Origin of the sequence: Anaerolactibacter massiliensis, from assembly GCF_900290205.1 — a bacterium.
Taxonomy (GTDB): Bacteria; Bacillota_I; Bacilli_A; order Erysipelotrichales; family Erysipelotrichaceae; genus Bulleidia; species Bulleidia intestinalis.
The window spans coordinates 885,547-911,089 of record NZ_OLMH01000002.1; the positions used below are offsets into that span (position 1 = coordinate 885,547).

The following is a 25,543-nucleotide window of genomic DNA, read 5'->3' on the forward strand; positions in this document are numbered from 1 at the left end:
TCAGAGACCTAAGAGACGGACTGTATCACGGGCGATGACGAGCTCTTCGTTCGTCGGGATCACCCATACCGCAACCTTGGAATCCGGCTTGGAAATCAGAGCTTCCGTGCCATGAACCTGAGCATTCTTCTCATAGTCGATGGAGAGGCCCATGCCTTCTTCCAGATGCTTCAGGATTCTCTCTCTGGTATGGCTGTCATTCTCGCCAAGACCTGCCGTGAATACCATGGCATCCGTATGACCGAGTTCCATATAATAGCCGCCGACCACATTGATGACACGGTTGGTATAGAGCTCTGTGGTCAGAATAGCCCGCTCATTGCCCTGTTCGACTGCTGCCTGAATATCACGCGCATCGCTGGAGATGCCGGAAACACCCAGCATGCCGGAACGCTTGTTCAGAATCGTATCCATCTGATCCGGAGTCAGGTTCAGCTTCTTCATCATGTAGAACACGACCGTCGGATCGATATCGCCGGAACGGGTTCCCATCATGATTCCTCCAAGCGGGGTCAGGCCCATGGAAGTATTGATGCACTTGCCATCGCGGATTGCCGTGATCGAAGCACCATTGCCCAGATGGCAGGTGATGAGATTCATGTGGTTGATATCCATTCCCATCAGTTCTGCACATCTTCTGCTGACATAGTAGTGCGAAGTGCCATGTGCACCATAGCGGCGGATCTTGTACTGGGTATACCAGTCATACGGAACCGGGAACAGGAACGCTTCCGGACCCATGGTGGTATGGAATGCAGTATCGAAGACGAATACGTGGCCGATATGAGGCAGAGCTTCCTTGAATGCCTTGTAGCAGACCAGATGAGCTGGGTTATGAAGCGGAGCGAGTTCAGAGAGCTCATCTACCTTCTCGACCACATCATCATTGACGACAACAGAGCCATCAAAGTATGCACCACCCTGGACAATCCGGTGGCCGGCACCCTTGATTTCCTCGAGTGAGTCGACGATGTGATATTCCACCAGAGACTTCAGCAGCAGATCTACTGCGGTCTTATGATCCGGAAGCGGCAGGGTCTTCTTGACCTTTTCTCCGTTTACCTTGATCGTGAACGCACCCAGATCCTGGCCGATGCGCTCTGCCTGGCCGGATGTGAGCACCGTCTCGGACGGCATGTCAAACAGCTGGAATTTCAATGAAGATGAGCCTGAATTTACTGCAATAACTTTAGTCATAATTTCCTCCTTCAGCTTCAGTTTCCCGGCACAGATTCAGAAGATGGATAATCTCTTCCCGATTCTGTGCATGTTCGATTTCATCATACAGTTTTTTTCTCTTCTGCCAGAGAGCCGCCTGCTTCAGAACCTCCTCATAGTGAGTCAGTTCCTTCTCGCAGCGGCGGATGCTGTCATGCACTGCTGCCCTGGATACCTGCTGCAGTTCTGCAATCTCCGTCAGCGACAGATCCTCCCGGTAATAGAACCGGCAGATCTCCTGCTGCTTCGGAGTCAAAAGACCCCCGTAGAAATCCAGCAGCGTATTCATCTGAATCTTATCAAGCATCCTGCAGGCCTTCGGAAATGCTGTAGAGATACGAATCCAGATCGAACGGACGCAGATCCTCCGGCTTCTCGCCGAGCCCGATATACAGCACCGGCAGCTTCAGCTTATGCTTGATCGAGATGATGATGCCGCCTTTGGCGGTGCCATCCATCTTCGTCAGAATCAGCCCGGTCAGGTTTGTCGCCTCATTGAAGACCTCGGCCTGATGCAGACCATTCTGTCCGGTTGTTGCATCGAGCACCAGCCATGTATCATGCGGAGCACCTTCGATCTCTCTGCCCGCAACCCGGTTCATCTTGGAAAGCTCAGCCATGAGACCGGCTTTGTTCTGCAGACGTCCGGCCGTATCGCAGAGCAGGATATCGATGCCATGTTCCTTCGCATATCTGGTACCGTCGACAATTGCTGCACTCGGATCGCCGTTTTCTCTGCCTTTGACGACTGGAACATTCAGCCTCTCGCCCCATTCAGCAAGCTGGTCGATTGCTCCTGCCCGGAATGTATCTGCCGCAACGAAAGCAGTCTTCTTTCCCTGTTTCTGATACATGCTTGCAAGCTTGGCAGCCGTTGTCGTCTTGCCAGACCCATTGACCCCTTCCAGGAAGATCACCGTCGGACCACTCTCGTTATAGACTGGCGGCTGATCCGGCGTCTCTTCATAGATATCGCGCATCGTCTTGACAACGAATTCCATCGCCCAGCGGAAGGTCAGCTTCGTGTAGTTCTTTGCATAGTCCCTAAGCTGCTCGCAGATATAGTCTGCCAGTTCAATGCCGACATCGCTCTCCAGCAGCACGATGGTGAGCTGCTCGAGGAAGTCATCATTGATTCCCTTGTAGTGGTATTTCAGCTGATTCAGCGAACCGCTGAATGAATCGCTGGACTTCTTGAATCCGCTGAGATATACCGCTTTTTCTTCTTTTTCCTTGCTGGAAAAGATTCCTTTCAGTGAATCGAAGAAACTCATTTCGTTTCCTCCTTGTTCTGATCTGCGAAATCAACTGCATCTTTCAGTTCTACCTTCAGCATCTGCGAAACACCCTGATGCTGCATCGTGACCCCATACAGCAAATCACAGTTCTCCATGGTTCCCGGCCGATGCGTGACGACGATGAACTGCGTCTGATCGGTATAGTTATGAAGATACTGCGCAAACCGCTCGACATTGCTCTGGTCGAGGGCTGCTTCGACTTCATCGAGGATGACCAGCGGCACCGGCTTCACTTTCAGGATGGCAAACAGCACGCACAATGCAATCAGTGCCTTTTCACCGCCTGAGAACAGCATGTTGTTCTGCACGGCCTTTCCCGGAGGCTGAGCATCAATATCAATGCCGGTATTCAGAATATCCGAAGGATCTTCCAGAACCAGCTTCGCTTTGCCGCCGCCGTACAGACCGCGGAAGATCTCATTGAATGCTGTGTTGACTGCATCGAAGGTTTCCTGGAACTGCTTCGTCATCACCGTATCCATCTCATCGATGGCAGCGAGAATCTTATCACGGCTCTGCGTCAGTTCTTCAATCTGCTTCTTCAGGAATTCATAGCGGTCATTGACTTCCTGGAACTGCTCTGGCGCTTCCATGTTGACATTGCCGAGATGCTCGATATCCGAACGCAGCTGCAGCACTTCTTCCCTTGCATTCTCAACTTTCGTATCGCTGACCTTCGTCTTGGCAAATTCATACGTCAGCTGATACTCGCTGGCCAGCCGCTGAAGGCTGTTCTCGATCTTCGTCTCGATCCGTCCCTGATCAACCTTGATCGCATTGGCAGAAGCGGTAAACCGCTCCTGGTCCTTTCTCATCTGCTTCAGCTGCTGATCCCGGCGCTCGATTTCGGCATTGAGCGTCTGCCGCTGCTCGCGCTTCGTGCGGATCTCAGAAGTGATCTCATCTCTGCGGCTGTAAGCCTGGTTGAGCCTGGTGACCGTATCATCCTGCTGCTCTTCTCCAGGCTGCTGATCGGCAGCAGCCTGCGGTTCCAGCAGAGCCAGATCATTCTTCAGCTTCTCGTACTTCGCCTGCTTTGCATCAACCACCGGTTCAAGCGAAGCGGCCTTGACACGATTTGCCTGCAGGCGTTCCGTGACAGCCTTCTGATCGCTTTCTGACTTCTCAGCAGCTTTTCTGGCAAGCTCGGCTCTGGCAGTCTGACTGTCAATTTTCTGCCTGATATCAGCTGCTTCGCGCTGAATCGTGATCGGAGTCGTATTGTGCTTCAGACGGCCGCCGGTCATGGAACCGCCCCGGTGAATGATTTCGCCGTCGGTGGTCACGATATTGTACTGACGCCGCGTGAGGGCAGACAGCTCATTTCCGGTCTCCATGGAATCGACGACCAGAACATTGTTCAGAAGTGCATTCACGATCGGCTGGAACTTCGGATCGCAGGTCACAAACTGGCTTGCCGTTCCGAGATACCCTTTCGTGCTGCTGCAGATGACCTTGGCTTCTTCAGACAGATAGCGCGGGTTCAGCACATTCAGCGGCAGGAAGGTTGCCCGGCCGGAGCTGTTGCGCTTCAGAAAACGGATCGCATCTCTGGCTGCCTGCTCATCTGCAGTCACGATGTTGTACATCGCGCCGCCGAGCGCTTCGCTGATTGCATTCTCATAGCCGGCATTCGCATGAATCTCCTGACCGACTACCCCGAGGATGCCATGCAGAGCATTGCGGTTGTCCATGACTGCTTTCGTTCCGGCCTGCCGCATCGAAGAAAACGGATCCTTCAGCATGTTCTCGAGATAAGCCTGCTGGCTCTGCAGAGATCTCAGCATGCCCATGGCTTGTTCATATTCGGACTTGCGGTCAAACGTATTCTGAACAAGCTGTCTCAGCTTCTCGCTGTCCAGCTGCATTTCCCGGCTGATCGCATCGAGACGCTGCTTGCGGTCTTCATATTCCTGCTTAGCCGAAGCTAAAAGGTCTCTCGTCTCTTTTGCTTTCTCCTCGCGGCTGCCGGTTTCGATGATATACTTGCGCCGCTCATCCATCTCCGTCTTGCGGGCTTCGAGCGATGTGATCGCATCTACGACCTTCATCAGCTCCTCCTGCAGCGCACTGATCTCGCGGTCCAGACGGGAAGTCTCTTTTTTCTGCTCGGCAATCTGCGTCTCGGAAACCTGGATCTGCGTCTGGCTGATTGCAGACCTCGATTCAATATCAAAGAGCGTATTCTTCGCATCTTCGACCTGGGCATTCAGTTCATCAATATCCTGAACGAGTACCGTGATCTCGATCTCCTCGAGACGCTTCTTCTTCTCCCGATAGATTTCTGCTTTGCGTGCTTGTCTGCGCAGCGGACTGACTTGTTTCTCGAGTTCAGCCAGGATATCCTGGCAGCGGTCCAGATTCTCTTTCGTGCGCTCCAGTCTGGACAGAGACTCCAGCTTGCGCTTCTTGTATTTGGCAACCCCGGCAGCTTCTTCAAAGATGCCGCGGCGTTCAGCAGGCTTTTCTTCGGCAAAGCGGATGACATTACCCTGCGAGATGATGCTCAGGCTGTCTTTGCCAAGACCTGTATCCATGAAAAGATCCACGACATCGCGCAGTCTCACCTTATTGCGGTTGATGAGATACTCCGCATCGCCGGAATCTCTGTATAAACGCCGGGTTACTTCAAGTTCCTGCTGATCGGAATTCAGAATGTGGTTCTCGTTTCCGAAGACCAGCGTGACTTCCGCCATATTCAGCATTTTCCGATCGGCTGAGCCTGAGAAGATGACATCATTCATTTTCTCGCCGCGCATCGAGCGGGCACTCTGTTCGCCGAGCACCCACCGGACCGCATCGGTGATATTCGACTTGCCGCATCCGTTCGGGCCGACGATGCCGGTAATCGGATGCTCAAAGGTAATCACCGTCCGGTCAGCGAACGACTTGAATCCCTGCATTTCAATCCGTTTTAAAAACATTCAATCTCCTTAAAAGTCCGTATCAAATTATAGCAAAAAGGCTTTTCGGATCAAAGAACAATGCGGCATTGCGCCGCATCTGTTCACTGTTTATTCTGCTGTTCCTTCAGCAGGGTGATGATTTCTTCCAGAGCCTTGGTCTCATCGCTCTTGACTGGCGATGGAGCAGGAGCTGCTTCCTTCTCTTTTTCCAGAGAACTGTTCAGCTTGTTGATCGACTTCACGATGATGAAGAGAACGAGTGCGAGCAGGAAGAAGTTGATCACTGCCGAAATGAAGGCACCGATGCCGAGATCCACACTGCCCATGTGAATGACCACCTGGCTGAAATCCACCTGGAACAGAAGACCGATGATCGGATTGATGATGTTTTCCGTCAGGGATGTCACGATGCTCTGGAAAGCAGCGCCGATGATCACGCCGACTGCCATATCCATGACATTCCCCTTCAAGGCGAAATCCTTAAACTCTTTCATGAATTTCTTCATACGCTTCTCTGATAATCTCCTTTTTCTTTTCTTCCGGCTCTTCCCGGAGGATCACATAGCTGCCGCTGCAGTACGGATTATCTGAGCAGTACGGCTCAGGTTCCAGTACTTCGACGGTATCGCCATTCCGGAACAGAGGGTAGATTCTCCCCTCCATGTCTTTCATATACTCCGGCATCGCGTTCATGAATCCCTGCTTGATATACATCAGAGTCCTTCTCCCGTATACCAGCCGGTAGGTCACCGGAACAAATCCGAAGCGGGCTTCTGCAGCCTTGAGAATCCGCTCAATCTCGGCGCTCGTGCATTCTGACGAGAAGATGGCAGAATCAACCCCGGGAACATTCAGAAGAAACGCAAGACTATAGGAGTTGCAGCAATTCAGATTCATGCCTGCGATCACATGGCTGAGATCCTGATTCAGAGCTCCCGGTTCCCGGATCACACCGGAAATCAGCTTCAGTTTATCATGTTCCGTTTCCGAGACAACCGGAAGTTCATTTTTCGCATTCAGCGCAAGGCAGTTTTCAGGCAGCTCCATCCCTTCTGCTCCTTCCACGAGCAGATCATACGTATGGGCATGCGGATCTTCCAGATGGAAGGCATAAGGCTGATGGCCAGCTCTGTTCTGCAGATGGAAACGCTGTTCCTGCAGCCTGCTCAGAACCTTTCTTCTGGTCTCATTCAGCACCGAAACCGGCAGGAAGATCTTTCCGTTCATGGTTCCTGACACCGACAGCATATAGGGAAACTCTCCTGCCTTGGCAAGATTGCTCTTCAGTTTTTCTTCTGCCAGCGGCGCTTTCTCAGCAGCTTCAATGATCTGCTCAGAGCAGGCAGAAACAGTATTTCCGCGCCCATCTGAAGCAGTCAGCTTCAGCGGCTTTCCGATCTCTGCTTCATATGACAGCGAAACCGGGCAGAGCTTCTGCTGATCATGAATCTTTTCCGCAATCAGATCCAGCAAGCGCGAATCACTGGTCTTCTGCAGTGGCTGATTGCGTCTTGGATGAGGAAGCGACTTGCACTCCAGCCAGACCACATCCCCGGCAGCTGCCTCATTTACGAGCAGATCCTTCTTCCAGATCCTCACTGCGGTGAGGCCCGTATCATGCGGTTCATTCAGAATGCGGAGACCATCATGCTGGTAGAGCGGAGCACTGAGCTTCACCTGCACGCGGTTATTCTCATACTTCAGCACTCTGCCGATTTCCACACCGCGATGATTCGGACGGTAGTGGCTCATGCGGTCATCCATGTCCGCATGGAACAGATGTCCTTCCGAGAAACCGCGGTTGAACATCAGCATCAGCTGTCTCAGCCGTTCCTCAGAAACCTTGTATACTCTGCCTTCATAATAGGCATCAATCGCTTCCCGGAACGTCCTGGTCACCAGCCATACATACTCCGGCCGCTTCATTCTTCCTTCGATCTTCAGCGAGCATACCCCTGCTTCAATGAGTTCCGGAATCTTATCGATAACATTGAGATCCTTCGGAGAAAGCAGATATTCTCCCTCCGGATCTTTCTTTGCAATGCCATCTCTGACCGGCGCATAGCGGAGCCGGCAGAGCTGGGCGCACATGCCGCGGTTGCCGGAACGATGCTTGATGGCGGAAGACATCAGGCACTGGCCGCTGTAGGAGATGCAGATGGCACCATATGCAAATACTTCGATGTCGATTCCGGTCTTCACGCATTCCTTCACGACTTCAATCGGCGTCTCTCTGGCAACGACTGCCCGGGCAGCGCCCATCTTCTTCATGAACTCGCATCCGGCAGGATTATGAATATGCATCTGCGTGCTGCAGTGCAGCTCGAAGTCCGGATATTCGATCCGCAGCCGATGGAACAAGCCGAAGTCCTGCACGAGCAGCGCATCTGCTCCCTGCTCATACAGGAAGCCCGCTTCTTTCATGGCATTGTCGATTTCCGTTTCATACAGCAGCGTGTTCATCGTGACATAGACGCGCACATCGCGATCATGACAGTACCTGATCGCTTCGATCATCTGATCATGATCGAAATTGCCCGCAAACGCCCGGGCGGAGAACAGCGTGCTGCCGAGATATACCGCATCGCACCCGGCTGCCACCGCAGCCTTCAGCGCATCCATATTGCCAGCCGGAGCCAGCAGTTCAATTTTTCTGTTCTGCATAGATTCTGATCTTTCTGTATTCTGAAACAAGGTCTTCCAGGGACATCCTGGCATTGGCACTGCTCGTGCTCGGCAGTCCGATCACTTCAATTCCGCAGTCGATATAGCGCTCATACAGGCGATATGCAAGCTTTCCGGTCGTGAAGATCTTCTTCACCGGAAGGTCTTTTACGAGATCTGCAATCGGATTAGGAACGGCGTCATGAATCGAAGCATCGCTGCTGCCGGAAATCGTGCAGGATGCAATCACATCCCAGAGCGCTAGATGATGCCTGTGGCAGAACTCTGCCCGATCAGTGATCTCTTCTTCAAATACTTCTGACAGCACCGGCCAGAAGCGGTTCGTGCGATTGGCGTAATAGAAGCCCTGCTCTCTGGAGACTGCCGAAGGAAACGAACCGAGAATCAGCACCCGGGACTCTGAATCACAGAGGGGCGGAAACGGATGCGTGACTTTTTCCTGCTTATGCACCATGATTCAGATTCCTCAACAGGAACAGATCAAACTCCATAGACGGATCTGTTTCCCCACGCTTTCCGCTCTGATCGAGATCAGCCAGTTCCGACAGCAGCCGCAGGAAATAGGCACTGCTTCTGCCCCTTGCAAGGCCGAGATCTTTATCTGGATAATAGCTCCCGGTAACCTTGCGGATCTCTTCATAGGAAAGCCCGCATTCATAGCATCTGACCACGGAATAGATCTTCCGGATCCTGGACGCAAACACCGGCAGGATTCTTCTCACATCCTGATAGCCGGAGGCCTTCATCGTATCAAGCGCCCGGAAGGTTCCTGCCGCATCCTGGGACAGGAAACAATCTCCGAGCTTCCAGATATTCGTATCCGGATTCAGGCTGACCAGATGTTCGATATCTTTCCGGTTCAGCTGTTTTTTCCCGTAGAGATCCATCTTATCGAGCGTCTTCAGAAATTCCGTATAGCTGTCGCTGATCCGCTCTTTCAGCTCAGCCAGCGCATCGTCTGTCAGCTGATATCCTTTCTTCCGGAGTTCCTCGCTGATCCGCTGATTCAGCTCCCGCGGAGAAAGCTTCAGGAACCGGAAGATCTGCACTGATTCATTCTCATGTGCTTCCAGCACTTTCAGTTCTTTCGTTCTGCGATCCGGCGAAAAGCCCCGGCAGATCAGATAGAGATCTGTATCGGGGTTCGGTGCGGTGCAGTACGCTTCCAGCAGATCGGAATTGTCTTTCCCTGTTTTCTTCTTTCCGGCAGCTCTTGTTCCGCTCTTCAGAAAATACGGATCGCTCAGGATCACTGCTCTGCGTTCTCCGAATAACGAGATCGTGCTGCACTGATTCAGCGCGCCTTCCAGCGAAAAAGTTCTGGCAGAAGCGTCGAGGTCGATGATATTCTCCCCTTCTGTCTTTCCTTTTTTCAGAAGCTGGCGTTTCTTCTGATCCAGCTGATATGTTTCGGTTCCTTCAAGAAGATAGATCATGTCACGAAGATTATAGCAGGATTCCGAACAAGCCGCCGCTCGTCAGAACCACATTGAACCTTCCGAGACACAGGATCCGGATCTCTCCGGCAGTCCGCGTATTCAGAAACGGAATCCGCCTGGCCAGAAGCTTCTGGATGGTATCCGGATGAGGATGATGATAGATGGAATACGAACCGGCAGAGATGATTGCAAGCAAAGGCTTTGCCTGATTAAGGAATGCTTCCGAACTTCCGGTTTTCGAGCCATGATGAGAAAGCTTCAGTACATCGCAATCCAGGGCATCATAGTGTTTCAGAATCTCCTGTTCCGCAATCTGATCAGCATCGCCCATGAAGAGATAATTCAGTCCATTCAGCTTCAGATACAGCACCTGGCTGCTGCGGTTCTCATCTGTCTCCTGCAGTTCATTGAGATCGAGAAACTCGAGGTTCCTGCATGCGGTGAGACCATGATGGCCGGTTATGACATTTCTGGGATGATAGGTATCCGTGATCAGTTCCTGATTGCCATTATGATCTTCATCCGGATGCGAGATGAATAACGTATCCAGACGGCGTATGCCTCTTCCTTCCAGCGAAGCAGAGACTGCTTTCCAGGCAGAAGGCTTTCCGGTATCGATCAGCACATTGCATCGATTCAGACTTTCCCGGATCAGGATCGAATCCCCCTGTCCGACATTGAGAAAGGAAACTTCCGCAAAGGGATGGAACAGACCGGTGATCTGAAAGCAGAGAAACAGGATCGAGAGAAGCATGCGCGGATGCGGAAGATGTTTCAGCACAGCCGCTGCCAGCAGATACAGCAGAAGCCCTGCTCCGAGCATCGAGCCGGGAAGATCGGCGATCTTCAGAAAACTCAGCACATGATCGAATGGATCAAGGATCCATAAGAGGTTCCATCCGGTCAGCAGCTCGATCCATGCAAGAATGCGGAAGACACCAAGCAGCGGAAACAGCTTCTTAAGCAGAATCATCTGCAGCGGATTCACGTTATGGAAGAGACACGACTGCATCATCATTCCTGCCAGAAAGCTGCTCTGCTTCGGATGCTCGGAAAGACAGGACGCATACGCAAAGACTGCCGGAATCAGAAACGAAGCGGAATGCACCGCAGATGGATTCAGAAGGATGCTCAGGGTCAGACCGATTCCGAGACGCTCCCGGTACGGGATTCTGAAAAGCTTCAGAAGTCTCAGGATCAGCCGCTGAGTCAGAAGATACGGGAAATGCCAGAAGACTGCAGAAGCGAACGCAGCTGCTGTCAGCAGCTGATCCTTTTCTTCCGGAAACAGGAAAAAACCGAGCAGCATAGAAAGCAGCGACAGCATTGCCGCGGAAGAAATGCCGGTATCTTCGAGAAAGCTTTCAAACGTTTTCTGATCGCTGCGGATGCCGAATAAGATGCGCAGCAGCGTGGCCTGCTTTCCGGAATCCTCGATGGCCAGCACTTTCTTCTGAACCAGACCCCGGAGGCTTCTGCTTTCCTGAATCACGGCTGGTGAATCCGAGATCAGCGAATAATAGATCCCCTGCCTTCTGCAGGCAGCCGGAAAGTCATAGGAATAGAATCCTCCGGTTCCTTCCAGAAGCTGCGGAGTGCCGGTAAAGGAAATTTTCGAATCAAGGATCAGGTCTGCATCAGTATTCACGATCAGCTTCGAATTTCCGTTCTGGACGATGGCGTAGTGCGTCTTCACCGCCCGGACAGTTCCGGTATGCCAGGCAGGCATCTTTCTGTCATAGCGCGGAATCAGAACCAGGATCAGAACAGGGAGCACATAGATCCAGGAATGATCCTGAGTACGTTTCCGCCAGATCAGCAGGCATAGCACCAGGATGAACCAGGGACAGCTGTCTTTCAGAAAGGCAGCTGCTGCTGTCAGGACGGAAAGCGTCAGCGCCGACTTGTAAAGCTGCTTCATAGCTTCAGATAGGGCTTCATCTTCTCATACTTGGAAGGCCCTATGCCCTTGACGCTCTGCAGGTCTTCCAGTGAGGAAAACAAGCCGTTTTCGTTCCGGTACTTCACGATCTGCTCCGCGGTTTTCGGTCCGATGCCGGGAACCGTGCAGAGCGTATCGGCATCTGCTGTGTTGATCGAGATGAGCGGCTGTTCTGCTTCGGATTTCTTTGCAGGGATATCAAGCACATCATGGTCGCTCAGAATGGTGTTCGGATTCAGCGCACCGAGATCAGCATCTTCCTTCAGACCGGCTTCGTTGAGAGCATCCTGCACGGTCGAATACGGAGCCAGCTTCAGCTCGCCTGGTTCGTTCACTTCTCCCCGGACGGTAACCGTGATTTCCTGCTTCTTCAGACTGCTGATGCGGATCGGATCAAGATGGCCCGGAATCAGTGCTGCCAGAAGCACAAAAAAGACAAGCAGCTGTTTCATTGAGAAACCCTCCGCCTGTCTTATAGTTCTGCAAGCTCGCTATTCCCTGTCAGCTGATCGAAACGATCATGACGGTATACGGCTTCTTGACGTTGACTTCTGCCGACTGACCAGCCTTCTTGTCCATGATTGCCTTTGCAAGAGGAGTCTCATTGGAAAGCTTGCCATTCAGCGGATCTGCTTCGGTAGAACCGACGATCGTATAAGTCGCTTCTTCCTTCGTATCCTGGAACTGAAGTTTGACGGTAGAACCGATTCTGACCTGACGGGAACCGCCCTTCGTGTTGATGATCTCATAATTCTTCAGCATGCCTTCGAGATCAGTGATTCTGGCTTCAACCTGAGCCTGCTTATCTCGTGCCGCATCATAGTCAGCGTTTTCGGAAAGGTCACCGAGAGAGCGCGCTTCCTTCAGTTCTGCCTTGACTTCTTCACGTACGACATGGACTAGGTTTTCATATTCATCCTGAAGTTTCTTCAGGCCCTCTTCCGTGACATAAATCTTATTTTCGTTCTCTGCCATTCTGACCTCCTGGAATTTTCTGCGCTGACATTATAACTCGGTGTGATGAATGATGCTACTGATTTTTGTGTTCAGAAGATCGATCGCTACGGTGTTTTCGCCGCCTTCCGGAATGATCAGATCCGCATACCGCTTGCTTGGTTCGATGAACGAATCATGCATGACCCGAACGGTATTCACATACTGATTCACGACGGAGTCAAGCGTTCTTCCGCGTTCCTTGACATCGCGGATCAGCCTGCGGATGAAGCGGATATCGGCAGCCGTATCCACGAAGATCTTGATGTTCTCGATTTCGCGCAGCTTCGGATCTTCCAGCACGAACAGACCTTCCAGCACGATGACATCTGCCGGATAGCATGTTTCCGTGACATCAGCCCGTGTATGATGCACGAAGTCATAGGTCGGCTTCTCTACCGGTCTGCCTGCGATCAGATCATTCATCTGCTGAAGCAGAAGATCGTTGTCGAACGCAAACGGATGGTCGTAGTTCGTCTTGACCCGCTCTTCCATCGGCTTATCGCTCTGGTCTTTATAATAGTCATCCTGGCGGATGATCAGAACGGATTTCTGATCCGAGAACTGATCCTTGATCTTGAGTGCGATGCTCGTTTTTCCGGAAGCGCTGCCTCCGGCGATTCCGATGATGATCGGCTTCATTCCTGTTCTGCCTCTCTTTCCTTCCAGCCTAGAAGTGTTCCATATCTATCATAATGCAGTTCCAGGGAGAAGATGCCGGAATTCTGTTCCATCAGCTTCTTCAGAAAGATCCGATCTCCTTCCCAGAGTGAGAGCGATGATAATTCTTCTTCCGGGATCCATGCAAGCATTCCTTCGTCGCAATCCTTCAGAGTTCCGGAAAACTCTTCTCCGGTATAGAGCCAGATCTTCTCTGGCTCTGTTCCTTCATAGAAGAACCAGACCGTTCCCCGGTATCTGAGATCTTCTGCCAGAAGCCCGGTCTCTTCCTTGATTTCCCGCAGCGCGCACTGCCGCATGGTCTCGCCTGGTTCCAGCTTTCCGCCTACGCCGATCCACTTGCCGGCATTGACATCATGCGGCTTGCGGTTGCGATACAGCATCAGCCAGCGGTGATTCTCCATCAGATAGCAGCAGCTCGAGCACTTCATGCTTTCCCGTATAATGCCACATTGGCATTATGTTCTTCCAGCGTCTTGGCATAGTAGACCGTTCCCGTATCCACATCTGCCATGAAATAGTAGTAGCCGACATAATCCGTGTTCGGATTCAGAACTGCCTGGATCGCATCCTCACCCGGATTCACGATCGGTCCCGGCGGCAGGCCGGTATGGAGATACGTATTGTACGGACTGTCGACATCCGGATTGTACTCGCACTGTTTCCAGTCTTCGCCGCTGTCCGCATCCAGCGCATAGCAGACGGTCACGGAACTCTGCAGAGCCATGCCATCCTGCAGGCGGTTGTAGAACACCTGGGCAATCTTGGCCATATCTTCCGGATTGCCGGACTCATACTGCACAATCGAAGCGAGCGTGTAGATCTGATGGATTGTGAGACCATAAGAATTGGACGCAATCCCATCGGCATATTTGTTATAGACCGCCAGGGTCTGATCGAGGATCTTCTCGGTGATCACCTTCGGATCGGTTTCCGTCCGGTAGAACGTATACGTATCCGGGCAGAGATAGCCTTCGAGATTATGACGGATATCAGCATTGAAGATGTCTTCGGTCAGAAACGGATACTTGTCCATCAGCGAATGCAGATAATCCGAATCATTCCACAATGCCAGCAGATCATCTGCCGATACCTGCGTCTTCTCGGCAATCTTCTGGGCGACATTCTTCGTCCAGTCGCCTTCGATGATTGTGACGCTGTCTTCATCCGCAATGGCGGCAGTCGCATCATTGAGGGTCGTGAAGATCTCATCGACACTCATGGAAGGATTCAGCGTATAATCCCCTGCTTTGACATCGGAGAGATTGTTCGTCTTAGCAAAGAAAGCTGCAAACAGCGCATTGCGCACCAGTTTCTCGCTTTGCAGATTCTCAGAGACCGTCTTCAGAGATTCTCCGGAATTCACGGTGAACACGACATCTTCCCCGGTGCTGCTGACCGGTTTCAGGGAAGAACGGTAGCTTGCATAGACCCCGCCGAGCACCAGTATGAAAAGAATCAGGATCAGGACAATCAGTCTGCCGACTCTGAGTCTTCTCTTCTTTCTGCGCTTTCCTGACGATTTATGCTTCGCCATCTTCCTCTTCTTCTTTCTGGAAGGCTCCGAGCACTTCCTCGCACATCTCGATCTCCTCCGGATCGGTGACTTCTTCCATCGTGCCATCAGCCTCATAGCTGTAGGCATAGACGGTTCCGCTTTCATCATCCGGATCGGTGAACAGAACAAAGTGACGGGTCTCGCTCTTGTCAAATGTCAGAACGATCTCCATCTCATGTTCAATCCCGTCTTCATCTGTCAGAAACAGACGCTTATCATCTTCCAGCATGCCTTACCTCCTGGTATCTTCATCACGTAAAAGGCGGCGGTGCATCGCCTGCTTACTGATTCGCATCAAGATAATACTGCAGAATCCGCACTGCCGCCATCTGGTCAATCACTTTTTTCCGCTTTTTCCGGGATACATCTGCCTCCAGCAGGATCGCTTCGGAATCCTTGGTCGTATTACGCTCATCCTGAAGCTTCACCGGAATGCCGGATTCTTTCTCGAGCTGCTTTCCGAAAATCTCGCAGATCTGGGCCCGTTCGCCAGCATCGCCATTCTCCAGCAGCGGATACCCTAAGACGATGATATCCGGCTTTTCCCGCTCAATCACCGAGAGGATCCTGTCGAGGGCCTGATCGTAGTCATCCGGATGAAACCGGATCGTCTCAACCGTTTCAGCAATGAAGCCCGTTTCGCTTCGCGAGACCCCGCAGGTAACACTGCCGAGATCCAGTCCGAGATACTTCATTCCTTGTTCTTTCCGTTTTCTTCCAGATAGAAACGGACCAGCTCTTCAATGATTTCATGCCGCTCCACCGACTGGATGATGCTGCGGGCATTCTTATGGCTGGAAATATAAGCAGGATCATTAGAAATCAGATAGCCAGCCAGCTGGTTGATCGCATTGTATCCCCTCTCCTCGAGTGCCTCCTGCACCAGAAGCAGCACCTGACGGATATTTTCACGCCGGATCTGATCTGCATCAAAACTGACTGTCGGAGAAATATCATTCTTTGTCATGGGAATCACCTCGCTCTTCCTCATTTTAGAGCAAAAGACACGAAAAGTATATCCGAAAACAACGCTTCCGGAGAGGGTACCAACGCAGAAAGGGAAGCGAATTGCTTCGCTTCCCTTTCTGATCTTCTGTTTTCTCTCAGGCGTTCTGAATTCTCTTGCGTACTTCTTCAATCGCAGCATCGAGCTTCGAAACATCTCTGCCGCCAGCCTGAGCCATGTCCGGACGTCCGCCGCCATTGCCGCCGGTCAGCTGAGCAGCCGCCTTCACGAGATCGCCGGCCTTGAGGCCCTTGGCAATTGCAGCCTTGCTGCAGGCACAGACAAATGTCACTTTGCCAGCACCTTCATTGGCCAGGAACACGATGCCATTCTGCATCTTGTTGCGCAGCGCCTCGGCATAGTCCTTCATTCCGCCGGTTTCCATATCCTTCTGCTTCAGGATCAGAACTTCCAGACCGGAGATGGATTCCTTCTTCGAAAGCTGTGCATCGGCATCCGCCAGCATTGCTTTCTGCTTCTCAGCAGCCACTTCCTTCTTCAGCTCGGCATTCTCATCAAGCAGCTTCTGAATGCGCTCCTGCAGGCCTTCCCAGTTCTTCATCTTCAGGATCGCTGCTGTATCATCGAGGTAATCCTGTTCTCTGCGGAAGTCTTCATATGCCTTCATCTTCGTCTCGCACGTAATACGGCGGATGCCGGAACCGACGGACTCTTCGCTGATGATCCGGAACACGCCGAGATCGCCGGTATTCGATACATGCGTGCCGCCGCAGAATTCCTTGGAGAAATCACCCATGGAAACAACTCTTACGAAGTCTCCGTACTTCTCATCAAACAGTGCCGTAGCACCGGTCTTGCGGGCTTCCTCGATCGGCAGCACTTCTGTGGTAACCGGAATATCTTCCTGGATCTTCTCGTTGACGATCTCTTCGACCTTCTTCAGCTGCTCAGCCGTCGGCTTCTCGAAATGCGTGAAGTCGAAACGGGCATAATCCGGGCAGTTGTAGGAACCAGCCTGAGCAATATGGCTGCCGAGCACCTCTCTCAATGCTGCCTGCAGCAGATGCAGGCAGCTGTGGTTCGCACGAGTCTTCTGACGTGCTTCATAGTCATAGGCACCTTCTACCTCATCGCCGAGGTGCAGCGTTCCTTCGACATTCTCGATGTGATGCAGCGGCTGCTTGTGCGGTGCTTTCTTCACATCGGTGACATCGGCGTGGAACAGATCATTCCAGATCTTTCCGGTATCTGCGCACTGGCCGCCGGATTCTGCATAGAAGCAGGTACTGGAGAGAATGACATCACCCTCTCCTTCGAGTTCATCTACCTTCACGCCATTGCGGAACAGGCCGATGACCTTGCCCTTGCAGGTACGATCCGTGTAGCCGGTAAACTCAGATTCTTCAATGAAGTCCATCAGATCCTCGGACTGACCATGCATGGACTGCAGCTCGCCGCGCGCATCTCTTGCCCGCTGCTTCTGGGCTGCCATCTCTTTGTCGAAGCCCGCTTCGTCTACCGTATAGCCGGCATCTTCTGCAATTTCAGCCGTCAGCTCTTTCGGATAGCCGTACGTATCATAGAGACGGAATACGACTTCACCCGGCAGGTTCTTCGTGTCTGCATGTTCCTTCAGAGCTTCCTGCAGCAGCGTCTCGCCATTGGCAAGCGTGCGGTGGAAGGACTCTTCTTCGTTCTTCACGAGCTTCTCAATCAGCGGAACCTTCTCTTCGACATAGCCGTAGTAGTCCTTCATGGCATCAGCAGCTACCTGCACGAGCTTGTACATGAACGAGCCTTCAATGCCGAGCTTGATGCCATAGCGCACGGCTCTGCGCAGCACTCTGCGGAGCACATAGCCTCTGCCTTCATTTGAGAACATCGCACCATCCGCAATCGCGAATGTCACTGTACGGATATGGTCAGCGATGACCCGGTAAGCCATCTTGTATTCCGGATCGGAATACGGATGCTTTGCGAATTTTTCGGTTGCTTCGATGATCGGCATGAAGAGGTCGGTATCGAAGTTGGTTTCCTTGTCCTGCACAAGGCATACCAGACGTTCCAGGCCCATGCCGGTATCGATGTTCTTCTGCGGCAGTTCCTTGTACTCGGTACGCGGAACTTCGCCAGGACGGCAGTCATACTGCGAGAAGACGATGTTCCATACTTCGATGTAACGGTCATTGTCGATGTCTTCGAAGAACAGCTTCTCTCCGATATGATCCGGATCATACTTCTCGCCGCGGTCGTAATAGATCTCGGTATCCGGTCCGCCAGGTCCTCTGCCGATTTCCCAGAAGTTATCCATGGACTTATGGATATGCTTCGGATTCATGCCGGTTTTCACCCAGATGTCATACGCTTCCTGATCATCCGGATAGACCGTGACATACAGACGCTCCGGATCGAATCCGATCCAGTCTTTCGAGGTCAAAAATTCCCATGCCCACGGAATCGCTTCTTTCTTGAAGAAGTCTCCGATCGAGAAATCGCCGAGCATCTCGAACATCGTCAGATGTCTGGAAGTACGGCCGACATTCTCAATGTCATTCGTGCGAATGCATTTCTGGGCATTGACGATGCGGTTGCACTTCGGTTTCTCAGTTCCGTCAAAATACTTCTTCAGGGTAGAAACCCCTGCATTGATCCAGAGCAGCGTCGGATCATTGTGCGGGATCAGGCTGGCACTCGGCTCAACCTGGAATCCCTTCTGGGCAAAGAAATCCAGGAACATCTGACGCACCTGATTTCCCGTCGGTACTTTTCTTGTTTCGCTCATATCTTCCTCCTGATGAAATAAAAAACCTGCAGAAATCTCTGCAGGAACGCTCTTCACGCGGTACCATCCTGATTCATGTTCCAGGAAGGAACATGCACTTGATTCTGATCATAACGCCGATCCCGCGGCATGGATTGGATGCCTCTCCGAAGCAGCTTCGTATCCGCCTCCCTGAAAGCTTCCACCGACCGCTTTCTCTCTTCTTAGGACCTGCGCATATTACTTGTCTTCTTCACTGAGTTCCTGCATATCCTATCACGAAACGATTTTCAAAGAAAGCAGAAATCATGCCGGAAACCAGGCAGTTCCCAGGACTTTTCGATTGACGAAATGCATAGGATGCAATATATTTCATATATTGTAAGAAATTACAGTAAGGGGAATGAAAACTATGAAGAAATTTACAGCAGCATTACTGAGCTCCATACTCTGTACGAGCCTTGCTGGATGCGGTTCTTCCGCCTCCTCCGCCACTGCCGCAGCTGCTTCTGCTGCAGCTTCTGAAGCACCTGCAGCTTCTGCTTCGGCAGCAGCTGCAGACACGACTGGAAAAACGTATACGATCGGTATCGTTCAGCTTGTTCAGCATGAGGCTCTCGATGCGGCTACCCAGGGCTTCCAGGATGAAGTCAAAGCGGAACTCGGCGAAGATGCAGTCACGTTCGATGTGCAGAACGCAGCCGGCGATTCGGCAACCTGCACGACCATTGCCAACCAGTTCGTCACCGAAGGCGTCGATCTGATCATGGCCAATGCGACCCCTGCCCTGCAGGCAGCAGCTGCCGCAACCAATACGATTCCGATTCTCGGAACTTCCGTAACCGAATACGGAACAGCACTCGGCATTTCCGATTTCAGCGGAACCGTCGGCGGCAATATTTCCGGTACTTCTGATCTGGCACCTCTGGATCAGCAGGCCGCAATGTTTGATGAACTGCTTCCGGATGCGACGAAGATCGGCATCCTCTACTGCTCGGCTGAAGCAAACTCCGTCTATCAGGCAAACGTTGTCCAGAAGGCTCTGGAAGCTGCTGGCAAGACGGTAACGATCTACACTTTCACGGACTCCAACGATGTCGCATCCGTGACCAGATCTGCCTGCTCGGAGAATGATGCCCTCTATATTCCGACTGACAATACCGCTGCTTCCTGCGCAGAATCCATCAACAACGTCGCTTCGGAATCCAAGACCCCGATCATCGCTGGGGAAGAAGGAATCATGAGCGGCTGCGGAATTGCTTCCCTGACGATTGACTACTATGAACTCGGCGTTACGACCGGAAAGATGGCAGTCAGGATCCTGACGGGAGAATCCGATATCAGCACGATGCCGATTGAATACTATCAGAACCCGGTCAAGAAATATGCAGCAGATCGCTGCGAAGCATACGGAATCACGGTTCCGGATGATTACACTGCTTACGAGGGCTGATTCGGAATGGCTCCTCTTGTAACTGTTTATCCTGCTCTGGATCCCGCCAAGCTCCTGGCATCGATGCCGGCAGGCATTGCCCAAGGTCTGATCTGGGGCATTATGGCACTCGGCGTCTACATCACGTTCCGGATGCTGGATTTTGCGGATATGACGGTTGACGGCACGTTCACGACCGGCGGTGCCGTCACGGTCATGCTGATACTGGCGGGATGGAACCCATGGGCAGCGATGCTCGTGGCATTTGCGGCCGGAATTGCGGCTGGTCTGGTTACCGGACTGCTGCATACGGCTCTTGGCATTCCGGGAATTCTCTCCGGAATCCTGACCCAATTTGCCTTGTATTCCATCAACCTTGCGATCATGGGCATGTCTGCCAACAAAGCGCTGAGCGTGGATCAGTATGATCTGGCCGTGACCTCGAGAGATGTTCCTTCGGCAATCCTGATCGGCGTCATTCTGAGTGTGATCCTGGTTGCTCTGCTCTACTGGTACTTCGGCACGGAACATGGTTCTGCCATGCGTGCAACCGGCTGCAACCCCGAGATGGCAAAAGCCCAGGGCATTTCCATCAATGCGATGAAAGTCATCGGCCTTGCCCTCTCGAATGGTCTTGTTGCGTTCTCTGGCGGACTGATGGCTCAGTTCCAGGGATTCTCTGATATTAACATGGGCCGGGGCGCAATCGTCATCGGTCTTGCGGCAGTCATCATCGGCGAAGTCATTGCGGCAGCAGTGAATCCGAAAAAGTTCAACTTCGGGTTCAGGCTTCTGCTGATTGTGCTGGGCGGGGTTATCTACTACCTGGTTGTCGTCTTAGTCCTCTGGATGAAGCTTCCTTCCAACTTCCTGCGTCTGTTCACGGCCGTGATCGTCGCGATCTTCCTGGCTGTTCCGAACCTGCAGGCAAGAAGCAGGAGTTCATTTGCCAAGGCTGGCAAGCAGGCCAAGGAGGTGCGCTGATATGACCAAGATGCTGGAACTGAAGCATGTCTCCAAGACCTTCAACCCGAAGACCATCACGGAGAAACATGCTCTGGATGATATCAGCCTCACGATGGAAGAAGGCGACTTCGTCACCGTCATCGGTTCAAATGGAGCCGGAAAGAGCACGATGCTCAATGCGATTGCCGGCGTCTGGCCTGTGGATGCAGGAAAGATCGAGATTGCCTCTCAGGATGTGACCGGACTGCCTGATTACAAGCGGGCTGGTCTGATCGGCAGAGTTTTCCAGGATCCGATGACCGGAACTGCTGCGACCATGCAGATCGATGAGAATCTTGCCCTTGCAGCGAGACGAGGCCATCGGCGCACGCTGAAATGGGGCGTGACGGCAGAAGAACGCCAGCAGTACCAGAAGATGCTCGAGGAACTCGGACTCGGTCTGGAAGATCGTCTGAGTGCAAAAGTAGGATTGCTGTCAGGCGGCCAGAGACAGGCTCTTACCCTTCTCATGGCAAGCCTTCAGAAGCCGAAGCTGCTGCTGCTCGATGAGCATACCGCAGCCCTTGATCCTAAGACTGCCCGCAAGGTCCTGGATCTTACGGATACGATTGTTACCAGAGATCATCTGACTGCACTGATGGTCACGCATAACATGAAAGATGCAATTCAGCGCGGCAACCGGCTGATCATGATGCATGAAGGCAGAATCATCTTCGATGTCCGCGATGAAGCAAAAGCTTCTCTTTCGGTAGAAGATCTGCTGCGGAAATTCAGTGAAGTCAGCGGCGAAGAATACGCCGATGATCAGGCTCTCTTAACCAAGTAAATAGGCATATGAAAGGACAGCTGAGTGCTGTCCTTTTCAGATGCTTTGATGCTGTGCCTGGATCAGCTTTTCCTTGAGGCCCGTATTGCGCACATGCCGCTCCAGCGTGCTGATACCCTGAAGGAAGGCCCCCTTCTCACCTAAGAGAACCAGCGACTGTCTGGCCCGGGTCACTCCGGTATAGATCAGCTTTCTCTGCAGCATGTAGTAGTACTGATACGTCATCGGCATGATCACAATCGGGTACTCGCTGCCCTGCGCCTTGTGGATCGAGATGCAGTATGCAAGCGTGATATTCCGGAATCCTTCCGGATTGTATTCGACATAATTGTCATCTTCAAAGCGGACGACCAGAGCAGGTTCATGGTTCTCGGTCTCTGTCCTGTCATAGATCTCGACCAGCTCGCCGATATCGCCATTCGAGATCCCGTCATCGGGCTGATTCTTCAGCTGCAGAATCTTGTCATGAAGACGGAAGGTCAGATATCCGACTTTCAGTTCAGGCTTGGAAGCTTCGGGCGGATTGAAGCACTGCTGCAGCGCATTATTCAGCACGTCGATGCCTGCCGGTCCGCCGTAGATCGGGCTGAGCACCTGGATGTCATTCATGTCATAGCCCTTATCCAGGGCACTTTTCACGACGGCTAATACCCGGTCTCTGATCTCATACCTGGAGCATTCCAGGAACTTCACATCGTGATTGAGATCAGAGAAATCAGCCGTTCCGTCATGAATCTCATGCGCCAGACGGATCACATCGCTGCCTTCCTTCTGCCGGTAGATATGGCTCAGGCGGATCAGCGGAAAGCAGCCGCTTTCAATCAGATCGCGCAGCACGCTGCCTGGTGAAACAGAAGGCAGCTGATCTTCATCGCCGATGACGCAGATCTTGCGGATATGGCGGGATGCCTTCAGAAGGTTATAGAACAGCCAGTTATCGACCATGGAGAACTCATCGATGATCAATAGGTCTGCGGAGAGCGGTTCTTCTTCATTCACGCCGAACGTATTGGTTTCAAGGTCCCATTTCAGCAGCGAATGAATCGTGACTGCTTCCGTTTCCGTCGTTTCGGCAAGATGCTTTGCGGCCCTTCCGGTCGGAGCCGTGCAGACGACGGTGCTGCCCGGATAGATCACCCGGAACAGCGTCACAAGAGCCCGGACTACGGTCGTTTTGCCGGTTCCCGGTCCTCCGGTCAGGATCAGAAATGGATTCTGAAAGAACGTATGCACTGCTTCCCGCTGCGAATTGTCATAGGTGATCTGAAACCGGTTCTCCAGATCGCCGAGATATCCGTTCACGGATTCTTCCAAAGCAGGCTCCAGTTCTTCTTCCGGAAATGACGCCAGGAAGGAACTGATGAATGATTCAGACTGATACTGCGAGATCGGGTAGACCCGATTCTCTTCCAGGACGAGCTGATTGCGGAATACCGCCCGGGACAGGAGATCTTCAAACTCATAGGAAAGGCCATTCATGGCTTTATCGAAATTAGCCTGCAGAGTCTCTTTGAGCACATAGGAATCTCCCGACGAAACACAGAGATCCATGCACAAGGAAATGAGATAGGCATAGAGCCGGCGCTCATCATCCCGGGCAATGCCGAGAGAATCTGCAATCTTATCTGCAGTCTTGAATCCGAAACCATCGCATTCCTCAATCACACGGTACGGATTCTCACGGATCTTCTCGAGGGCATCTTTGCCATAGGCCCGATTCAGCCGGATCAGGTTTCGCTGGCCGAGGCCATGGATATTGAGAAAACGCACCAGATCCTGCATGCCGTCAGATTCCTTCTGCAAGCCTTCCGTAATGACCTGGATTTTTTCATCAGAAAGACCGGGAACCTGATGCAGTATCTCAGGATTCTCCCGGATTTCCTTCAGGCAGTCTTCACCGAGGGCATTCACGATTGCCTTGGCAGTCTTCTTGCCGATGCCAGGAAACTGGATCCCGGAAAGATAGCGGATGATCCCCTCTTCTTCATCCGGAAGCGGACGTTCCATTGACTGGATGGCGAACTGCATGCCGTATTTCGGATGTTCGACATAAGTCCCGTAAAGCCGGGTCAGGATATCTGTTTCAACGGAAGGAAGAATTCCGGTGCAGGTGATGACTTTCTCAGTTTCATCCTGAAGCCGGAACTTCATCACGGTATACATCGTGGCATCATTCCGGTAGACGACATAGACGATCTTTCCGGTCAGCTCGATCAGCTTTCCATCATCCATTCGCACGCTCCCGGATCTTCTGCATCAGGTCTTCGCCATTGCGGAATACCTGATCGATGACACCTCCGCCGATGACGCGGTCGCCATCATAGAACACTGCTTCCTGCCCAGGTGTCATGGAGCGGATGAGCTGCGGGTAAGTTACTTTCAAAGTCGTATCATCGACCCGTTCAATGCGGCAGTCCTGATCCGGCTGCCGGTAGCGGAACTTGCCATGGCAGTCTGCAGGCTCAGTGAAATCCATGAGCCAGTTCATGTCCTTCACGATGCAGGAATCGCTGTAAAGCCACTCCGGATGCGCTTCATCGGTCACATAAAGCTCATTGGCATAAATATCCTTGCCGACCACGTAATACGGGCCGGTGCCGCCGATATCGAGTCCTTTTCTCTGGCCGATCGTGTAGTAGAGGACGCCTTTATGTACTCCGACGGTTCTTCCGTCAGCGATATCGATGATTTTTCCCGGTTTCATCGGCAGATAGTTGCTCAGAAATTCCCGGAACTTCCGTTCGCCGATGAAGCAGATGCCGGTGCTGTCTTTTTTCTTCGCGATGCTGAGATCAAGGTCTGCGGCAATCTTCCGCACTTCCGGCTTGTCGATGGAACCGAGCGGGAACAGCACATGATCGAGAACATCCCGGTGAATCTGGCAGAGGAAGTAGGACTGGTCCTTGTTGCGGTCATCAGCCTTTTCAAGCACATGGGCCCCATGATAGAAACCGAGCTTTGCATAATGGCCGGTTGCGACGACCTCAAAACCATGTTCCTTCCCGAACTTCATGAAGCTGTCGAATTTGATATACCGGTTGCAGAGAATGTCCGGATTCGGAGTTCTGCCTTTGCGGTATTCCGACAGGAATGTTTCGAATACATCATTCCAGTATTCCTGGATGAAATCCACCCGCAGCAGCGGCAGACCGAGTTTCTCTGCCACGGATGACGCATCGGCATAATCTGCTTCCTGCGTGCATACCGGATCATTCAGCGTCGGGTTTCCCTGGATATCATCATTTGTCAGAGAATCCCAGTTGCGCATGAAAGCACAGGTAACCTCATATCCCTGCTGCTTCAGAAGATAAGCGGCGACCGCAGAGTCGACGCCGCCTGACAATCCAACCATCACTTTCATAACGCAATCAGTATAAAACAAAACTGAGGCTTATGCCTCAGCCTTTGCTCTGGATGACGGTGCCTTCTGCAGGGCAGCTTCCCGGACATGTCCGCATCCATCGTAATGGATGCAGTCCTTGGAACATGGAGTATCTGCAATTCTTCTCAGTTCTTCCGGGATAAAAACGCCGATCTCTTCGGAATCATATCCGACCTGGAAGCTCTTCTCATTCAGGATGATCGGGCGCTTCAGAACACTCGGATTCTTCTTGATGAAAGCGATCAGCTCATCGGTTGTCATCGAGTCGATGTCGATATGATTCTCCTGGATGACCTTGGACCGCTTGGAGACGATATCATCGCTGCCGTTCTCACTGCGCATCAGCAGATGCTTGATCTCATTGTCATTCAGAAGGGTCTTGAAGATGTTTTTCTCAATGAACGGAAGATTCCGGTCTTTGAGCCATTGTTTCACTTTTCTGCAGCTGGAGCATCCCGGTGAAGTATATACCACTATCATTCCATTGCC

Annotated in this window: 24 protein-coding genes and 1 other annotated feature; of the genes, 3 read left to right on the forward strand and 21 right to left on the reverse strand. The window is 52.2% G+C overall.

Features of this window, described 5'->3' with window-relative positions:
* The 18 genes from C7E00_RS07760 to alaS form a co-directional block, all read right to left on the reverse strand.
* Positions 1 to 1,197 (reverse strand): acetate kinase, encoded by a 1,197-nt coding sequence (locus C7E00_RS07760; protein ID WP_105303752.1) that lies wholly within the window; start codon positions 1,195 to 1,197, stop codon positions 1 to 3.
* Positions 1,190 to 1,525, reverse strand: coding sequence for a YlxM family DNA-binding protein (gene ylxM / locus C7E00_RS07765; protein WP_105303753.1), 336 nt, complete (start codon positions 1,523 to 1,525; stop codon positions 1,190 to 1,192). The genes C7E00_RS07760 and ylxM overlap by 8 nt, the downstream gene beginning before the upstream one ends.
* The gene (gene ftsY / locus C7E00_RS07770) at positions 1,518 to 2,492 is read right to left on the reverse strand and encodes a signal recognition particle-docking protein FtsY (RefSeq protein ID WP_105303754.1); all 975 of its coding nucleotides are present in this window, start codon (positions 2,490 to 2,492) and stop codon (positions 1,518 to 1,520) included. The genes ylxM and ftsY overlap by 8 nt, the downstream gene beginning before the upstream one ends.
* Positions 2,489 to 5,440, reverse strand: coding sequence for an AAA family ATPase (locus tag C7E00_RS07775; protein WP_105303755.1), 2,952 nt, complete (start codon positions 5,438 to 5,440; stop codon positions 2,489 to 2,491). The genes ftsY and C7E00_RS07775 overlap by 4 nt, the downstream gene beginning before the upstream one ends.
* Before the next feature lie 83 nt (positions 5,441 to 5,523).
* On the reverse strand, positions 5,524 to 5,916 hold the full coding sequence (mscL, locus tag C7E00_RS07780) for a large conductance mechanosensitive channel protein MscL (RefSeq protein WP_239928546.1): 393 nt from the start codon (positions 5,914 to 5,916) through the stop codon (positions 5,524 to 5,526).
* Positions 5,903 to 8,086, reverse strand: coding sequence for a peptidase U32 family protein (locus tag C7E00_RS07785; protein ID WP_167836520.1), 2,184 nt, complete (start codon positions 8,084 to 8,086; stop codon positions 5,903 to 5,905). The genes mscL and C7E00_RS07785 overlap by 14 nt, the downstream gene beginning before the upstream one ends.
* A complete protein-coding gene (locus tag C7E00_RS07790; protein WP_105303758.1) occupies positions 8,067 to 8,561 on the reverse strand; it encodes a DNA-deoxyinosine glycosylase in 495 nt (164 codons plus the stop codon). Before C7E00_RS07790 ends, C7E00_RS07785 begins: the two co-directional genes overlap by 20 nt.
* Positions 8,551 to 9,543: a DNA polymerase III subunit delta gene (gene holA, locus C7E00_RS07795; protein WP_105303759.1), complete on the reverse strand. Its 993-nt coding sequence runs from the start codon at positions 9,541 to 9,543 to the stop codon at positions 8,551 to 8,553. The genes C7E00_RS07790 and holA overlap by 11 nt, the downstream gene beginning before the upstream one ends.
* Before the next feature lie 10 nt (positions 9,544 to 9,553).
* Positions 9,554 to 11,467, reverse strand: a complete 1,914-nt coding sequence (locus C7E00_RS07800; protein ID WP_105303760.1) for a ComEC/Rec2 family competence protein — start codon at positions 11,465 to 11,467, stop codon at positions 9,554 to 9,556.
* Entirely contained in the window at positions 11,464 to 11,940 is a 477-nt protein-coding gene (locus C7E00_RS07805; protein WP_105303761.1) for a ComEA family DNA-binding protein, read from the reverse strand. Before C7E00_RS07805 ends, C7E00_RS07800 begins: the two co-directional genes overlap by 4 nt.
* A 49-nt stretch (positions 11,941 to 11,989) precedes the next feature.
* Entirely contained in the window at positions 11,990 to 12,463 is a 474-nt protein-coding gene (gene greA, locus C7E00_RS07810; protein WP_105303762.1) for a transcription elongation factor GreA, read from the reverse strand.
* 30 nt (positions 12,464 to 12,493) lie between these two features.
* Positions 12,494 to 13,123 (reverse strand): uridine kinase, encoded by a 630-nt coding sequence (gene udk, locus C7E00_RS07815; RefSeq protein WP_105303763.1) that lies wholly within the window; start codon positions 13,121 to 13,123, stop codon positions 12,494 to 12,496.
* Positions 13,120 to 13,593, reverse strand: coding sequence for an NUDIX hydrolase (locus C7E00_RS07820; RefSeq protein WP_105303764.1), 474 nt, complete (start codon positions 13,591 to 13,593; stop codon positions 13,120 to 13,122). Before C7E00_RS07820 ends, udk begins: the two co-directional genes overlap by 4 nt.
* The gene (mltG, locus tag C7E00_RS07825) at positions 13,590 to 14,699 is read right to left on the reverse strand and encodes an endolytic transglycosylase MltG (protein WP_105303765.1); all 1,110 of its coding nucleotides are present in this window, start codon (positions 14,697 to 14,699) and stop codon (positions 13,590 to 13,592) included. Before mltG ends, C7E00_RS07820 begins: the two co-directional genes overlap by 4 nt.
* The gene (locus tag C7E00_RS07830; RefSeq protein ID WP_105303766.1) at positions 14,686 to 14,949 is read right to left on the reverse strand and encodes a DUF1292 domain-containing protein; all 264 of its coding nucleotides are present in this window, start codon (positions 14,947 to 14,949) and stop codon (positions 14,686 to 14,688) included. The genes mltG and C7E00_RS07830 overlap by 14 nt, the downstream gene beginning before the upstream one ends.
* A gap of 52 nt (positions 14,950 to 15,001) precedes the next feature.
* On the reverse strand, positions 15,002 to 15,415 hold the full coding sequence (ruvX, locus tag C7E00_RS07835; RefSeq protein ID WP_105303767.1) for a Holliday junction resolvase RuvX: 414 nt from the start codon (positions 15,413 to 15,415) through the stop codon (positions 15,002 to 15,004).
* Complete coding sequence (locus C7E00_RS07840; protein ID WP_105304901.1) at positions 15,412 to 15,687, reverse strand: IreB family regulatory phosphoprotein; 276 nt, start codon at positions 15,685 to 15,687, stop codon at positions 15,412 to 15,414. The genes ruvX and C7E00_RS07840 overlap by 4 nt, the downstream gene beginning before the upstream one ends.
* 136 nt (positions 15,688 to 15,823) lie before the next feature.
* Positions 15,824 to 18,469, reverse strand: coding sequence for an alanine--tRNA ligase (alaS, locus tag C7E00_RS07845; protein ID WP_105304902.1), 2,646 nt, complete (start codon positions 18,467 to 18,469; stop codon positions 15,824 to 15,826).
* A 39-nt stretch (positions 18,470 to 18,508) separates the two neighbouring features.
* Positions 18,509 to 18,714 (reverse strand) — a binding site (T-box leader).
* Positions 18,715 to 18,860: 146 nt separating this feature from the next.
* Here alaS and C7E00_RS07850 point away from each other — a divergent pair.
* The 3 genes from C7E00_RS07850 to C7E00_RS07860 are packed head-to-tail and all read left to right on the forward strand — an operon-like array spanning position 18,861 to position 21,672.
* Complete coding sequence (locus C7E00_RS07850; RefSeq protein WP_105303768.1) at positions 18,861 to 19,901, forward strand: ABC transporter substrate-binding protein; 1,041 nt, start codon at positions 18,861 to 18,863, stop codon at positions 19,899 to 19,901.
* A 6-nt stretch (positions 19,902 to 19,907) separates the two neighbouring features.
* On the forward strand, positions 19,908 to 20,864 hold the full coding sequence (locus C7E00_RS07855; protein WP_105303769.1) for an ABC transporter permease: 957 nt from the start codon (positions 19,908 to 19,910) through the stop codon (positions 20,862 to 20,864).
* A gap of 10 nt (positions 20,865 to 20,874) precedes the next feature.
* Positions 20,875 to 21,672, forward strand: a complete 798-nt coding sequence (locus C7E00_RS07860; RefSeq protein WP_105304903.1) for an ABC transporter ATP-binding protein — start codon at positions 20,875 to 20,877, stop codon at positions 21,670 to 21,672.
* Positions 21,673 to 21,708: 36 nt separating this feature from the next.
* On the opposite strand, the gene recD2 is transcribed toward C7E00_RS07860, so the two are convergent.
* Genes recD2 through C7E00_RS07875 form a run of 3 tightly spaced genes read right to left on the reverse strand, consistent with a single transcriptional unit; the run spans position 21,709 to position 25,534 of the window.
* Complete coding sequence (recD2, locus tag C7E00_RS07865; RefSeq protein ID WP_105303770.1) at positions 21,709 to 23,904, reverse strand: SF1B family DNA helicase RecD2; 2,196 nt, start codon at positions 23,902 to 23,904, stop codon at positions 21,709 to 21,711.
* Positions 23,897 to 25,033 carry a tRNA 2-thiouridine(34) synthase MnmA gene (mnmA, locus tag C7E00_RS07870; RefSeq protein ID WP_105303771.1) on the reverse strand — a complete coding sequence of 379 codons (1,137 nt, stop codon included), beginning with the start codon at positions 25,031 to 25,033 and terminating at the stop codon, positions 23,897 to 23,899. Before mnmA ends, recD2 begins: the two co-directional genes overlap by 8 nt.
* A 30-nt stretch (positions 25,034 to 25,063) precedes the next feature.
* Positions 25,064 to 25,534, reverse strand: coding sequence for a Spx/MgsR family RNA polymerase-binding regulatory protein (locus C7E00_RS07875; protein WP_105303772.1), 471 nt, complete (start codon positions 25,532 to 25,534; stop codon positions 25,064 to 25,066).
* Positions 25,535 to 25,543: the final 9 nt, after the last annotated feature.